A 14,421-nucleotide genomic window follows, 5' to 3' on the forward strand; every position below is an offset into this window, starting at 1 on the left:
CAAATTACTCAGCGGTATGAGCGTCGGAGGCGCAGGCAGGTTTGCCCGCCGCGTATTTAAGACTGGGGTCGACCAGCGCATCAAAGCGTTTCAGCGCTTCGGAGCCGATCAGCAGCGGGTATTGGAAGGCGCTGCGGTCAGTCAAGTTCACTTCGATACTGCGTAAAGCGGTGCCCATGCAGATGTCCAGGGCGATGACTGGACGGGCGGTGTAGTTCTTGTCTTCATCGGGGTCGTAGTCACCGGCGCGGCGCTTGATCTTGCTCACGCGGGCCAGGGGGCGCTCGATGGGGTGGGAGTGTGCGGTGTCGATGGCCAGGTAGAAGCGCACCCAGGACTCGCCGTTGCGCTTGAAGCGCTTGATGTCGCGGGCGCTCAAGGACGCGGTCTTGGCGCCGGTGTCGAGCTTGGCGGCCACTTCCAGGTCAATGCCGGCCAACTTGGCGTATTCATTGAGTCCATAAACGGTCTTCTCGGCAGCAACGCCAAGGCCCGGGATAAACAGTAGAAGCAAAAGGGGGAAGGGCTTGAGTCTCATAAATCCTGACGCGGTGCAGTGCGATGTTCAATTCAAGGCGACTGGCATTGCTGCGCAAGCTCCCTCGTGCGCCTTTTCATCCAGGGATGTGAGGCAAAAGTGGCCGGCATTCTAACATGAAGGTTTTCTGGCGCCAGCGCTGGCAGCCGGCCATGCCCCGATAGAGTGCAAGGCGGGTTATTAGACGATTGTCGACAATGTGTATTTATTCTTTGACTATCCGGGGCTGATTGGCTAGTTTTTGCGGCATTGCTTTTAAAGGTGTCGACAATATGCTGGATCAACTGGAAACCCCAGTGATGGCCCAAGACGATTCCCAGACCATGTCCGAGAACGTCTTCCGGCGTATCCAGGCCGCCATCGTCAAGGGCGAAATCGCCCCCGGCAGCAAGATCTCCGAGCCGGAACTGGCGCGCACCTATGGCATCAGCCGTGGCCCGCTGCGCGAGGCGATCCACCGCCTGGAAGGCCAGCGCCTGCTGGTGCGCATCCCCCATGTGGGCGCGCGAGTGGTCTCGTTGAGCCATGAAGAACTGATCGAACTCTACGAAATCCGCGAATCCCTGGAAGGCATGGCCTGCCGCCTGGCCGCCGAGCGCATGACCGACGCCGAGATCGAAGAGCTGCGCCAGGTGTTGCACACCCACGAGCGCGATGCGGCCTTCCAGGCCGGTGTCGGCTACTACCAGCAGGAAGGCGACTTCGATTTTCATTACCGGATAATTCAAGGCGCCGGTAACCGCACCCTGACCCAAATGTTGTGCGGCGAGCTGTATCAGTTGGTGCGCATGTACCGCATCCAGTTCTCCGCCACCCCCAATCGTCCACGCCAGGCCTTTGCCGAGCATCACCGCATTCTTGACGCGATTGCCGATCGCGACGGTGAACTGGCCGAGTTGTTGATGCGCCGGCATATCGGCGCCTCCAAACGCAACATTGCCCGTCACTTCCCGGACGGCGCTCCCCAATCACGAGGTGAGTCATGAGTTCCAATAACAACACCACTCCAGGCCAGCGTTTCCGTGACGCGGTTGCCAGCGAGCACCCGTTGCAGGTAGTCGGCGCGATCAACGCCAACCATGCGCTGCTGGCCAAGCGCGCCGGCTTCAAGGCGATCTACCTGTCGGGTGGCGGGGTGGCTGCCGGCTCCCTCGGTGTGCCGGACCTGGGCATCACCGGCCTGGATGACGTGCTGACCGACGTGCGCCGCATCACCGACGTGTGCGACCTGCCGCTGCTGGTGGACGTGGACACCGGTTTCGGCTCCTCCGCGTTCAACGTGGCGCGCACCGTCAAGTCGATGATCAAGTTCGGCGCGGCGGCGATCCATATCGAAGACCAGGTGGGCGCCAAGCGTTGCGGCCATCGCCCGAACAAAGAAATCGTGTCCCAGCAGGAAATGGTCGACCGCATCAAGGCTGCGGTGGATGCGCGTACCGATGACAGCTTCGTGATCATGGCCCGCACCGACGCACTGGCCGTGGAAGGTTTGGAATCCGCCCTGGAACGTGCGGCCGCCTGCATCGAGGCCGGTGCCGACATGGTGTTCCCGGAAGCCATCACTGAGCTTGAGATGTACAAGCTGTTCGCCTCTCGCGTGAAAGCGCCGATCCTGGCCAACATCACCGAATTCGGTGCGACACCTCTCTATACCGTCGATCAACTGAAATCTGCGGATGTTTCCATCGTCCTGTACCCGCTCTCGGCCTTCCGCGCCATGAACAAGGCGGCCGAGAACGTCTACACCGCGATCCGTCGCGACGGCACCCAGCAGAACGTGATCGACACCATGCAAACCCGCATGGAGCTTTACGATCGCATCGACTACCACACCTTCGAGCAGAAGCTCGACGCGCTGTTCGCCGCCAAGAAGTAACGCGAGCGCCTCACTAATAACTACAAGATTGGAGATAACCATGGCCGAAGCAAAAGTACTCAGTGGAGCTGGCCTGCGTGGCCAGGTTGCCGGGCAGACCGCACTGTCCACCGTGGGCCAGGCCGGTGCCGGCTTGACCTATCGCGGCTACGACGTGCGCGAACTCGCCGCCGATGCCCAGTTTGAAGAAGTCGCCTACCTGCTGCTCTACGGCGAACTGCCGACCAAAGCCGAACTGGCCGCCTACACCGCCAAGCTCGGCAAACTGCGCGACCTGCCCCAGGCGCTGAAAGAAGTGCTGGAACGCATCCCCGCCGACGCGCACCCGATGGACGTGATGCGCACCGGTTGCTCGTTCCTGGGCAATATCGAGCCGGAGAAAGACTTCTCCGTGCAGCGCGACGTGACCGACCGCCTGCTCGCCGCGTTCCCGGCGATCATGTGCTACTGGTACCGCTTCAGCCACGACGGCCAGCGCATCAACTGCGTGACCGACGAGCCGAGCATCGGCGGGCACTTCCTGCACCTGCTGCACGACAAGAAGCCCAGCGACTTGCACGTCAAGGTGATGAATGTGTCGCTGATTCTCTACGCCGAGCACGAATTCAACGCCTCGACCTTCACCGCCCGCGTGTGCGCGTCGACCCTGTCGGACCTGTATTCCTGCGTCACCGCCGCCATCGGCTCCCTGCGTGGCCCGTTGCACGGTGGTGCCAACGAAGCGGCGATGGAGATGATCGAGCGTTTCTCTTCCGCCCAGGAAGCGGTGGAAGGCACCCTCGGCATGCTGGCGCGCAAGGACAAGATCATGGGCTTTGGCCACGCGATCTATAAAGACAGCGACCCGCGTAATGAAGTGATCAAGGCCTGGTCGAAAAAACTCGCCGACGAAGTGGGCGACACCGTGCTGTTCCCGGTTTCCGAAGCCATCGACAAGACCATGTGGGAGCAGAAGAAACTGTTCCCCAACGCCGACTTCTACCATGCCTCGGCGTACCACTTCATGGGCATCCCGACGAAGCTGTTCACCCCGATTTTCGTCTGCTCGCGGCTGACAGGATGGGCAGCTCACGTGTTCGAGCAGCGAGCCAACAACCGCATCATCCGTCCGAGCGCCGAGTACATCGGCGTTGAGCAGCGCAAGTTCGTGCCAATCGAACGTCGCTGAGTGGAGAAACCGCTGATCTTGGGGTGAAACCGGATCAAAAAGGTGGGAGCGGGCTTGCTCGCGAAGGCGGTGTGACAGTCGCCATGTGTGTTGCATGACACACCGCTTTCGCGAGCAAGCCCGCTCCCACATTTTGATCGCATTCCACCTTGGATCAGCAACGGTTCTTCCTTTTGCAACTACCGTGACCGAGTCCTGACGATGAACACTGAACACCGCAAACCGCTCCCCGGCAGCCGCCTCGATTTCTTTGACGCCCGCGCGGCAGTCGATGCAATCACCCCCGGCGCCTACGCCACACTGCCGTACACCTCCCGCGTACTCGCGGAAAACCTGGTGCGTCGCTGCGACCCCGCAACCCTCAATGCCTCCTTGAGCCAACTGATCGAACGCAAGCGCGACCTCGATTTCCCATGGTTCCCGGCCCGCGTGGTGTGCCACGACATCCTCGGCCAGACCGCCCTGGTGGACCTTGCCGGCCTGCGCGACGCCATCGCCCTGCAAGGCGGTGACCCGGCCCAGGTCAACCCGGTGGTGCCGACCCAACTGATCGTCGACCACTCCCTGGCCGTCGAAGCCGGTGGTTTTGACCCGCAGGCGTTCGAGAAAAACCGCGCCATCGAAGACCGTCGCAACGAAGACCGTTTTCACTTTATCGAGTGGACCAAAAAGGCCTTCAAGAACGTCGACGTGATCCCGCCGGGCAACGGCATCATGCACCAGATCAACCTGGAGAAAATGTCTCCGGTGATCCAGGTACGTGACGGCGTGGCCTTCCCGGATACCTGCGTCGGCACCGACAGCCACACGCCTCACGTTGATGCCTTGGGCGTGATCGCCATCGGCGTTGGCGGCCTTGAAGCAGAGAGCGTGATGCTCGGCCGCGCCTCGTGGATGCGCCTGCCGGAAAGTGTTGGCGTGGAGCTGACGGGCAAGCTGCAACCGGGCATCACCGCCACCGACATGGTGCTGGCGCTGACCGAGTTCCTGCGCAAGCAGAAGGTCGTCGGTGCGTGGCTGGAGTTCTTCGGTGAAGGCGCCTCGGCGCTGACCCTGGGCGACCGCGCCACCATCTCCAACATGGCCCCGGAATATGGCGCCACGGCGGCGATGTTCTACATCGACCAACAGACCATCGCCTACCTGAAACTCACCGGTCGTGAAGACGAGCAAGTCACCCTGGTGGAGCAATACGCTCGCCACACCGGCCTGTGGGCGGACGACCTCAAGGGCGCGCAATACGAGCGTGGCCTGAGCTTCGATTTGTCCAGTGTAGTGCGCAACATGGCCGGCCCGAGCAACCCCCACGCCCGCGTCGCCACCAGCGACCTGGCGGCCAAGGGCATCTCTGGCCAGTGGGATGACGTGCCGGGGCAAATGCCCGACGGCGCGGTGATCATCGCCGCCATCACCAGTTGCACCAACACCAGCAACCCGCGCAACGTGATTGCCGCCGGCCTGCTGGCACGCAATGCCAACAAGCTCGGCCTGGCCCGCAAGCCGTGGGTCAAGTCGTCCCTGGCACCGGGTTCGAAAACCGTCGCGATGTACCTCGACGAAGCCGGGCTGACCACCGAGCTGGAGCAGTTGGGTTTCGGCGTGGTGGCGTTCGCCTGCACCACCTGCAACGGCATGTCCGGCGCACTCGACCCGGTGATCCAGCAAGAGATCATCGACCGCGACCTGTACGCCACCGCCGTGCTTTCGGGTAACCGCAACTTCGACGGCCGTATCCACCCGTACGCCAAGCAAGCGTTCCTCGCGTCGCCGCCGCTGGTGGTGGCCTATGCGATTGCCGGCACCATCCGTTTCGACATCGAAAAAGACGTGCTGGGCCTGGACGCCAACGGCAAGGAAATCCGCCTCAAGGACATCTGGCCAAGCGACGAAGAAATCGACGCGGTGGTCAAGGCGTCGGTCAAGCCGGAGCAGTTTCGCCAGGTGTACATCCCGATGTTCGCGATCCACGAAGACACCGGCCCGAAGGTCACGCCGCTGTACGACTGGCGCCCGCAGAGCACCTACATCCGTCGCCCGCCGTACTGGGAAGGTGCCCTGGCCGGTGCACGTCCGCTCAAGGGCATGCGCCCGCTGGCGGTGCTGCCGGACAACATCACCACCGATCACCTGTCGCCGTCCAACGCGATCATGCTCGACAGCGCCGCGGGCGAATACCTGGCGAAAATGGGCCTGCCGGAAGTCGACTTCAACTCTTACGCGACCCATCGTGGCGACCACTTGACCGCGCAGCGCGCCACCTTCGCCAACCCGAAACTGTTCAATGAAATGGTGGTTGAAGACGGTAAGGTCAAGCAGGGTTCGCTGGCGCGCCTGGAGCCGGAAGGCAAGGTCACGCGCATGTGGGAAGCGATCGAAACCTACATGGAGCGCAAGCAGCCGCTGATCATCATTGCCGGCGCCGACTACGGCCAGGGTTCGTCCCGTGACTGGGCGGCCAAGGGCGTACGCCTGGCCGGTGTTGAAGCGATTGCCGCCGAAGGTTTCGAGCGCATCCACCGCACCAACCTGGTGGGCATGGGCGTGCTGCCGCTGGAGTTCCTGCCGGGCACCGACCGCAAGACCCTGAAGATCGACGGCACTGAAACCTACGACGTGATCGGCGAACGCACCCCGCGTGCGCAACTGACGTTGCTGATCAACCGCAAGAACGGCGAGCGTGTCGAGGTGCCGGTGACCTGCCGCCTGGACACGGCTGAAGAAGTGTCGATCTACGAGGCGGGCGGCGTGTTGCAACGTTTTGCCCAGGACTTCCTGGAATCGGCTGTTACTGCCTGATAACTGCGGCCGGGGTCAACGCCCCGGCCCATGAGGACCACCATGGCACACGTACCGCAGATCAAGATTCCCGCCACCTACATGCGTGGCGGCACCAGTAAAGGCGTGTTTTTCAGCCTCAAGGATTTGCCCGAGTCGGCCCAGGTGCCGGGCGCGGCGCGGGATGCGTTGTTGTTGCGGGTGATCGGCAGCCCCGACCCGTATGACAAGCAAATCGACGGCATGGGCGGCGCGACTTCCAGCACCAGCAAAACCGTGATCCTGGCCAAAAGTACCCGCGCCGATCACGACGTGGATTACCTGTTCGGCCAGGTGTCCATCGACAAACCGTTCGTGGACTGGAGCGGCAACTGCGGCAACCTGTCGGCGGCGGTGGGTTCGTTCGCCATCAGCGCCGGCCTGGTAGATGCCGCGCGCATTCCGCACAACGGCGTGGCCGTGGTGCGGGTGTGGCAGGCGAATATCGCCAAGACCATCATCGCTCACGTACCGATCACCGACGGCGCGGTGCAGGAAACCGGCGACTTCGAACTCGACGGCGTGACCTTCCCGGCCGCCGAGGTGCAGTTGGAATTCATGGACCCGGCGGCGGAAGAAGAGGGCGGCGGTGGCTCAATGTTCCCTACCGGCAACCTGGTGGATGACCTGGAAGTGCCGGGTGTCGGCACGTTCAAGGCGACGCTGATCAATGCCGGGATTCCCACCATCTTCATCAACGCCCAGGACCTGGGTTACACCGGCACCGAGCTGCAGGGCGCGATCAATGGCGACCCCAAGGCCCTGGCGATGTTTGAAACCATCCGCGCCCATGGTGCGCTGCGCATGGGCTTGATCAAACACCTGGACGAAGCGGCCCAGCGTCAGCACACGCCGAAGGTGGCGTTTGTGGCGCGGCCTGCGGACTACGTGGCGTCCAGCGGCAAGGCGATCAAGGCGGGCGATGTCGACCTGCTGGTGCGGGCGCTGTCCATGGGCAAGTTGCACCACGCGATGATGGGCACGGCGGCGGTGGCGATTGGCACGGCGGCGGCGATTTCCGGCACGCTGGTGAATTTGGCGGCGGGCGGCGTGGAGCGTAATGCGGTGCGGTTCGGGCATCCCTCCGGGACGTTGCGCGTAGGCGCCGAGGCCAGCCAGATCGACGGTGAATGGGTCGTGAAAAAAGCCATCATGAGCCGCAGTGCGCGAGTGTTGATGGAAGGGTTCGTACGCGTCCCCGGCGACTCTTTCTAACCGATCGTTCCCACGCTCTGCGTGGGAATGCATCCCGTGACGCTCTGCGTCACCCTTTTACGGGACGCAGAGCGTCCAAGGCGGCGTTCCCACGCAGAGCGTGGGAACGATCACCCTGACCCTGAGGATGGACCACACCTAACCCACTTTGGAGTACTGCCATGAGCGCCAACGTCGACCAGAACAACCGCCCCGACTACGACCAGGTCCTGCAGGACATCGCCGACTACGTACTGAATTTCAGGATCGAATCCCGCGATGCCCTCGACACCGCCCGCAACTGCCTGATGGACACCCTCGGTTGCGGCCTGCTGGCCCTGCGTTTCCCGGAGTGCACCAAGCACCTGGGGCCGATCGTCGAAGGCACGGTGGTGCCGTTCGGCGCACGGGTGCCGGGCACCTCGTTCCGCCTGGACCCGGTCAAGGCCGCATGGGACATCGGCTGCATCGTTCGCTGGCTCGACTACAACGACACCTGGCTTGCCGCCGAATGGGGTCACCCTTCCGATAACCTCGGTGGCATCCTCGCGGTCGCCGACCATCTCTCGCAAAAACGCCTGGCCAACGGCGAAGCACCGCTGACCGTGCGGGCAGTGCTTGAGGCGATGATCATGGCCCACGAAATCCAGGGTGTGATTGCCCTGGAAAACTCCTTCAACCGTGTCGGCCTTGACCACGTGCTGCTGGTGAAAGTCGCCTCCACCGCCGTCACCGCCAAGCTGATGGGCGCCAACCGTGAGCAACTGCTGTCGGCCCTGTCCCAGGCGTTTGTCGATGGCCAGGCATTGCGTACTTATCGTCATGCGCCGAACGCCGGTTCGCGCAAGTCGTGGGCGGCGGGGGATGCGTCGAGTCGCGGGGTGCGCCTGGCGGATATCGCCATGCGCGGGGAGATGGGCATTCCCGGTGTGTTGAGCGCGCCGCAGTGGGGCTTCTATGACGTGCTGTTCAGCCACACCAACAAGGACCTGGCGCTCAAGCCCGAAGACAAGCGCGCCTTCAGCCTGTCGCAGCCCTACGGCACGTATGTGATGGAGAACGTGCTGTTCAAGATCAGCTTCCCCGCCGAGTTCCACGCACAAACCGCCTGCGAGGCAGCAGTCACCCTGCACCCACAGGTGAAGCACCGCCTGCATGAGATCGACAGGATTGTCATCACCACCCACGAATCGGCGATCCGGATCATCTCCAAGGTCGGGCAGTTGGCCAACGCGGCGGACCGCGACCATTGCCTGCAGTACATGACCGCCGTACCGCTGGCGTTTGGCAATCTGGTGGCCGAGCAATACGAAGATGAATTCCACGCGGCCCATCCGATCATCGATGAGCTGCGCGAAAAGATGGTCATCGTCGAGGAGCCGCGCTACAGCCGCGAATACCTGGAGGCCGACAAGCGCTCCATCGCCAATGCGGTGCAGGTGTTCTTCAAGGATGGTTCCAGCACCGAACAGGTGGCCGTGGAATACCCGATTGGCCACCGTCGCCGTCGGGTGGATGGCATTCCGTTGCTGGAAGACAAGTTCAAGGCCAATCTGGCGACCCGGTTTACCGCGCAGCGCAGTGCCGAGATTTTTGCGCTGTGCAAGGATCAGGCACGGCTTGAGGCCACTCCGGTAAACCGGTTTGTGGACCTGTTCGTCATCTGAAGAACACCACTGGTCAAATGTGGGAGCGGGCTTGCTCGCGAATGCGGAGTGTCAGCCAATACATATATGGCTGATCCACCGCATTCGCGAGCAAGCCCGCTCCCACATTAAACCTACATGCTGCCTTCCACATCATCCAGGCTGAACGTCTCGGTATGGTCGTCATAGGAGAAGATCTCCGCATACCGCCCCCAGGCCACCACGCTTTCCAGGGTTTTCTCCACAAAGGCTTCCGTCATCGAGTCTTCCAGTTCCTGCTCGAAGCGCACCCGTGGCGCCCGGTGGCCGCTGCGCTCAAGCAACACCTGGTGAATGCGCGCGGCCAATGGCACGTGGCGGATCAAGTGTTCGGCGAACAGGGTTTTACGCTCCTGGGTGCCGTAGTCGGCGAACAGTTTGCCGGCATCGGTCAGGGTGATATCGGCCCCCTTGAGCTCGGCGAAGCCCAGATGCTCAAGCATCTCCGCCACCGGGAACAGATCGTCGACTTCCAGCAAACGCCGTTCAGCCACGGTCGGCAGGCCGGCGTGGCCATTGTAGGGCTCGGCGGCCAGGGTTTCGATCAGGCCAGCCATCAGGTTGGTGGAGACTTCCGGTAACAGGCTGCCCATTTTCAGCTCAGGCAAACCTCTGCTCGCGTCGGCGCTGCGGCGGTCGGTCATCAGGGCGTAGATGTCGTCGACCATTTGCCGGAAGGTCGGGTCCAGGCGGTTGCGCGGGTGGGCAAACGGCACCTTGATCTCGGCCACCACCCGGCCAGGGTTGGACGACAGCACCAGGATGCGGTCGCACATCAGCACCGCTTCTTCGATGTTGTGGGTCACGATCAGGATCGACTTGATCGGCAGTTGCTTGCCGCTCCACAGATCCAGCAGGTCGGTGCGCAGGGTTTCGGCGGTGAGTACGTCCAGCGCCGAGAACGGTTCGTCCATCAGCAGCAGGGTCGGGTTCACCACCAGCCCGCGGGCGAAACCCACGCGTTGGCGCATGCCGCCGGACAGTTCGCGCGGGTAGGCGTTTTCAAAACCGTCCAGGCCGATCAGGTCGATGGCCGCCAGGGCGCGCCTGCGGGATTCCTTGCGCTCGACCTGCAAGGCTTGCAGGCCGGCCTCGACGTTTTCCAGCACGGTCAGCCACGGGAACAGTGCGAAGGTCTGGAACACCATGGCCACGCCTTCGGCCGGGCCGGTGAGTGGCGCGCCGTTGTAGCGTACTTCGCCCGACGACGGCTGAATCAGCCCGGCGATGATGCGCAGCAAGGTCGACTTGCCCGAGCCGGACCGGCCGAGCATGCCGACAATCTCGCCTTCGTGCAGGCTCAAGTTCACGCCGCTGAGGACTTGCAGCTCGTCTTTACCTTTGCCGAACACCCGGTTCACGTTTTTCAACGAGTAAATTTCCGGAGTGTCGGCGGCATGCTCGGTATAGGTAGTCATCACAGCGAGTCCCATCAATTCAGACGAAGTTTGTTTTCAGCCATGGCGTACATCGGCCGCCACACAGCGCGGTTGAACGCCACCACGAAGATCGACATCACCACCACGCCCAGGGCGATCTTCGGGAAGTCGCCGGCCGCGGTGGTCTGGGCGATGTAGGCGCCCAGCCCGTGGGCGACCACGTTGTCGTGGCCCCAGGACACGTACTCGGACACGATACTGGCGTTCCAGGCACCCCCCGAGGCGGTAATCGCGCCGGTGACGTAGTACGGGAAAATCCCCGGCAGCATCACCTTGCGCCACCACAACCAGCCGCGAATGCGGAAGTTGGCGGCGGCTTCCTTGAAGTCATTCGGGAACGCGCTGGCTCCGGCGATCACGTTGAACAGGATGTACCACTGGGTGCCCAGCACAATCAGCGGGCTCAGCCAGATATCCGGGTTGAGGTTGTAGTGCAGGATCACGATGACGAACACCGGGAACAGCAGGTTCGCCGGGAAGGCCGCAAGGAACTGCGCCAGCGGCTGGATTTTTTCCGCAAGCGCAGGGCGCAAGCCGATCATCACGCCCAGCGGCACCCAGATCAGCGAGGCGATCAGGATCAGGCCGACCACCCGCAACAACGTGATCAGCCCTAGCACGAATACATGGCCGACTTCGGCCAGGGTCACTTCGGTGCCGACGTACTGCACGATGTGGTACAGCGCATAAGCGGCCAGCAGCGCGATGAGTGCGCCCCATACCCAGTCGATCACTTTTGACGCTTTCGGGGTTTCTGCCGGCAGCGCCTTGAGTGCACCGCCCGCCAGGCTGAAGCGCTTGTTGCCAATGCGGCTGATGGCGCGGGTGACAGGCCGCAGGATGCGCTGGACGATGCGCGTGCGCTGGATCAGGTTCAGCAGCCAGGATTGCGGCGCGGCACCCTGGGAGGCGGTGGTTTCCATGCGGAACTTGTCGGCCCAGGCCACCAGTGGGCGGAACAGGAACTGGTCGTACATCAGGATGACCACAATCATCGCCAGGATCACGTAACCCACGGCATGCAGGTCTTTCTGGGCAATCGCCAGGGCCAGGTATGAGCCCACGCCCGGCAAGGTGATGGTCTTGTCGCCGACGGTAATGGCCTCGGAGGCGACCACGAAAAACCAGCCGCCGGACATGCTCATCATCATGTTCCACACCAGCCCGGGCATGGCGAAGGGCACGTCGAGCTTCCAGAACCGCTGCCAACCGGAAAGTCGCAGGTTGGTCGACACTTCCACCAGGTCATGGGGCAGCATGCGCAGCGACTGGTAGAAGCTGAACGTCATGTTCCAGGCCTGGCTGGTGAAAATCGCAAAGATGGCCGCGAACTCCGCGCCGAGCACACGCCCGGGGAACAGCAGCAGGAAGAACGTCACTGTGAACGAGATGTAACCCAGCACTGGTACTGATTGCAGGATGTCGAGCACGGGCACCAGCAGTTTCTCGGCGCGCCGGCTTTTGGCGGCCAGGGTGCCGTACAACAGGGTGAACACCAGCGCTGCAACCATCGCCGCCAGCATGCGCATCGTGGTGCGCATCGCGTATTCCGGCAGGTTGGCCGGGTCCAGCGAGATCACTTCACTCTGCAGGGTGGCGATGGGCGCCCAGGTTTCCCGTGCAGTGATGGAGAAAAACAGTAAAAAGCCGATCACCAGGGGCAGGGCGACCAAATCCCAGCGGTTGGGGAGCAAGCGCAATGTGGATGCAGGGATGTAGTGACGGAACACTCTTTTCATAGGCAGTCATTCCTGCAGCGTTCAGGTTCAGGGGCGTGATGGGAGTGAGCTTAGCTGCTGCACGAATGACCCACCGAGAAGGGCGGGCGCTGTTTTCGCGAGTCAGGGGCAACGAGGCGTTGCTGGCGGGATTGTACGTTTCTGAATGTTACAAGCGCATAAATTTGCTGTCAGTTTCCTGTACGAACGGCGACTAGGGCGTCGGCGCCCCGGTCGTCGCTCGGCGGTTATTCAAACCGCAGGATCACCCTGCGATTGTGTTTGCTCTTCTTCTCGATTTTTTCGCAGAACACCCGGCCGATTTCCTCGGTATTGGTCACATGGGTGCCGCCGCAGGGCTGGATATCGATCCCGGCGATTTCAATCACCCGTACTGCCCCCTGGATGACCGGTGGCGCCACCGCCTGGGTGCGAGTGATCTGCAGCAGGGTTGAATACTCCGAGGCGGGCATGGACAGGGTTTTCACCCCATGAGCCTGTTCGATCAAGGCATTGAGGTCACGGGTGATGGTCTCTTTGTCGAGGGTCATTTCCGGCAGGTCGAAATCCAGGCGGCCCTTGTCGGCGCCGATGCTGCAACCGGTCACCGGAGCGTCGATGATCGAGCACAGGAGGTGCAGGCAGGTGTGCATTTTCATGTGCTGGTAGCGACGTTCCCAGTCCAGGCTGGCGTCTACCTGCATCCCGGCGGCCAGTTGCTCGGGGCAGTGTTCTACCTGGTGCCAGATGATCGAGCGCAGCACCGGGTCACGCACGGTGCCGGTGATGTCGACGCGGCTGCCGTCGGGCAGGATGAAATGGCCGGTGTCCCCCGGTTGGCCGCCGCCGGTGGGGTAGAACAGCGTGTGCTCCAGGGCGATTCCCTGTTCGCTGACGGCAATCACCCGCGCACTGAAGGCATTCTGGTAAGGCGCGCTGTCGAACAGCGCGAGGGTTTCCATGGTGTGCACGGACATGTTCAACCTCCGACGATCAGTGGGCTGGCTTGCAGCAGGCGACGAACCATCGCGCTCAAGCCAGGAGGAGATAGCAGGGTGATTTCAAATTCGGGCCCGGTCACTTTCAGGTTCAGCGGCAGGCGCGGCGGGTAGGCGTTGGTTTCGATGTGCCGCAGGCGGAATTGCAGGTGATGACGTTCCTTGACTGTCGGCTCCAGCAGCAGGCCGGGCAGGGGATGAAAGTCAGCGTCCAATACCGTCACCTTGTGGCTGGCGTTGACTTCGCCCACCACGTGCAGGCGTTCGTCGAGGGCAAACGCGCCGAGGTAATTGCTGTGGTCCGACTCATCGTTTTTCTGCAACTGGATCTGGTTGACCACCTTGACCTTGGTGCCGGCCGGCACGTCCTGGGTGATCACGCAGGACGGACTGATGAACACGTTGTCACCGATCAGCACGTAACCGAGCACCCGCGCGCCGGAGCCGACTTCCACGTTGTTGCCCAGCCGCGGGTGGCGCTTGCCGTCCGGGTTGTTGGCGATGCCCCGGGCGCCGAGAGTCACGCCGCAGAGGATGTAGCAGTCGTTGCCGATCTCGCAGGTTTCACCGATGACCGTGCCGTAACCGTGGTCCAGCACAAAGCGCCGGCCGATCCGCGCTGCGGGGTGAATTTCGGCGCCGGACAGGATCTTGCCCTGGTTGCTCAGCTTCAGGGCGATGGCGGAAAACACGCCGTTGTTCTTGTCCGGGAAATTCCACACCAGGTGGGCCAGGCGGTAATACAGCACGGCCTTGAACGAGGCGTAGGACTCCAGGATCAGCTCTCCGCGCCCACGGGACGCCGGGTCGCGCCAGGCATAGGCGATCAGGTCTTCGGCCACCGCCTGGGCCGCCGCCTGGATCAGCGGCGCGAGATGCGCCTCCAGCTGCTTCAACTGCGCAGGCGTAAGCGTGGTGATGAGGTGGGTGAGCAACTCATCGTGCAGTTGTTGCATGTCGATAAAGCCCCCCATGGAGGCACCCCCGCAAT

The 14,421-nt window shown here is 62.5% G+C and carries 11 protein-coding genes; 6 read left to right on the top strand and 5 right to left on the bottom strand.

The window, feature by feature from the left end; genetic code table 11:
- Nucleotides 1–4: 4 nt before the first annotated feature.
- On the bottom strand, nt 5–538 hold the full coding sequence (locus HX807_RS28060) for an ATP-dependent zinc protease (protein ID WP_023659091.1): 534 nt from the start codon (nt 536–538) through the stop codon (nt 5–7).
- A 272-nt stretch (nt 539–810) separates the two neighbouring features.
- Between HX807_RS28060 and HX807_RS28065 the strand changes: the two genes are divergently transcribed.
- The 6 genes from HX807_RS28065 (at nt 811) to prpD (ending at nt 9,257) form a co-directional block, all read left to right on the top strand.
- On the top strand, nt 811–1,524 hold the full coding sequence (locus tag HX807_RS28065; RefSeq protein ID WP_008432676.1) for a GntR family transcriptional regulator: 714 nt from the start codon (nt 811–813) through the stop codon (nt 1,522–1,524).
- The gene (gene prpB / locus HX807_RS28070; RefSeq protein WP_003214976.1) at nt 1,521–2,414 is read left to right on the top strand and encodes a methylisocitrate lyase; all 894 of its coding nucleotides are present in this window, start codon (nt 1,521–1,523) and stop codon (nt 2,412–2,414) included. Before HX807_RS28065 ends, prpB begins: the two co-directional genes overlap by 4 nt.
- 40 nt (nt 2,415–2,454) lie before the next feature.
- Entirely contained in the window at nt 2,455–3,582 is a 1,128-nt protein-coding gene (gene prpC / locus HX807_RS28075) for a 2-methylcitrate synthase (RefSeq protein WP_008432675.1), read from the top strand.
- Nucleotides 3,583–3,783: 201 nt separating this feature from the next.
- Entirely contained in the window at nt 3,784–6,378 is a 2,595-nt protein-coding gene (gene acnD / locus HX807_RS28080) for a Fe/S-dependent 2-methylisocitrate dehydratase AcnD (protein WP_177008964.1), read from the top strand.
- A 42-nt stretch (nt 6,379–6,420) separates the two neighbouring features.
- Complete coding sequence (prpF, locus tag HX807_RS28085; protein WP_177051791.1) at nt 6,421–7,611, top strand: 2-methylaconitate cis-trans isomerase PrpF; 1,191 nt, start codon at nt 6,421–6,423, stop codon at nt 7,609–7,611.
- Between the two features lie 161 nt (nt 7,612–7,772).
- Complete coding sequence (gene prpD / locus HX807_RS28090; RefSeq protein ID WP_177051793.1) at nt 7,773–9,257, top strand: 2-methylcitrate dehydratase; 1,485 nt, start codon at nt 7,773–7,775, stop codon at nt 9,255–9,257.
- Nucleotides 9,258–9,370: 113 nt separating this feature from the next.
- Here prpD and HX807_RS28095 read toward each other — a convergent pair whose 3' ends face one another.
- The 4 genes from HX807_RS28095 to HX807_RS28110 form a co-directional block, all read right to left on the bottom strand.
- Entirely contained in the window at nt 9,371–10,693 is a 1,323-nt protein-coding gene (locus tag HX807_RS28095) for an AAA-associated domain-containing protein (RefSeq protein ID WP_008432668.1), read from the bottom strand.
- A gap of 14 nt (nt 10,694–10,707) precedes the next feature.
- A complete protein-coding gene (locus HX807_RS28100) occupies nt 10,708–12,453 on the bottom strand; it encodes an ABC transporter permease subunit (protein WP_003214988.1) in 1,746 nt (581 codons plus the stop codon).
- A 227-nt stretch (nt 12,454–12,680) separates the two neighbouring features.
- Entirely contained in the window at nt 12,681–13,409 is a 729-nt protein-coding gene (locus HX807_RS28105) for an alanyl-tRNA editing protein (protein WP_003214990.1), read from the bottom strand.
- Nucleotides 13,410–13,411: 2 nt separating this feature from the next.
- On the bottom strand, nt 13,412–14,404 hold the full coding sequence (locus HX807_RS28110) for a serine O-acetyltransferase (RefSeq protein WP_003214992.1): 993 nt from the start codon (nt 14,402–14,404) through the stop codon (nt 13,412–13,414).
- Nucleotides 14,405–14,421: the final 17 nt, after the last annotated feature.

Source organism: Pseudomonas sp. D8002 (assembly GCF_013385695.1).
Lineage (GTDB): Bacteria > Pseudomonadota > Gammaproteobacteria > Pseudomonadales > Pseudomonadaceae > Aquipseudomonas.

What these genes read in the sequence shown, in the direction of transcription:
- HX807_RS28065 (WP_008432676.1), top strand. Translation starts at nt 811, where the DNA reads ATGCTGGATCAACTGGAAACCCCAGTGATGGCCCAAGACGATTCCCAG.
- HX807_RS28100 (WP_003214988.1), bottom strand. Translation starts at nt 12,453, where the DNA reads ATGAAAAGAGTGTTCCGTCACTACATCCCTGCATCCACATTGCGCTTG.
- prpF (WP_177051791.1), top strand. Translation starts at nt 6,421, where the DNA reads ATGGCACACGTACCGCAGATCAAGATTCCCGCCACCTACATGCGTGGC.
- HX807_RS28060 (WP_023659091.1), bottom strand. Translation starts at nt 538, where the DNA reads ATGAGACTCAAGCCCTTCCCCCTTTTGCTTCTACTGTTTATCCCGGGC.
- prpB (WP_003214976.1), top strand. Translation starts at nt 1,521, where the DNA reads ATGAGTTCCAATAACAACACCACTCCAGGCCAGCGTTTCCGTGACGCG.
- prpD (WP_177051793.1), top strand. Translation starts at nt 7,773, where the DNA reads ATGAGCGCCAACGTCGACCAGAACAACCGCCCCGACTACGACCAGGTC.
- HX807_RS28105 (WP_003214990.1), bottom strand. Translation starts at nt 13,409, where the DNA reads ATGTCCGTGCACACCATGGAAACCCTCGCGCTGTTCGACAGCGCGCCT.
- HX807_RS28095 (WP_008432668.1), bottom strand. Translation starts at nt 10,693, where the DNA reads ATGACTACCTATACCGAGCATGCCGCCGACACTCCGGAAATTTACTCG.
- HX807_RS28110 (WP_003214992.1), bottom strand. Translation starts at nt 14,404, where the DNA reads ATGGGGGGCTTTATCGACATGCAACAACTGCACGATGAGTTGCTCACC.
- prpC (WP_008432675.1), top strand. Translation starts at nt 2,455, where the DNA reads ATGGCCGAAGCAAAAGTACTCAGTGGAGCTGGCCTGCGTGGCCAGGTT.
- acnD (WP_177008964.1), top strand. Translation starts at nt 3,784, where the DNA reads ATGAACACTGAACACCGCAAACCGCTCCCCGGCAGCCGCCTCGATTTC.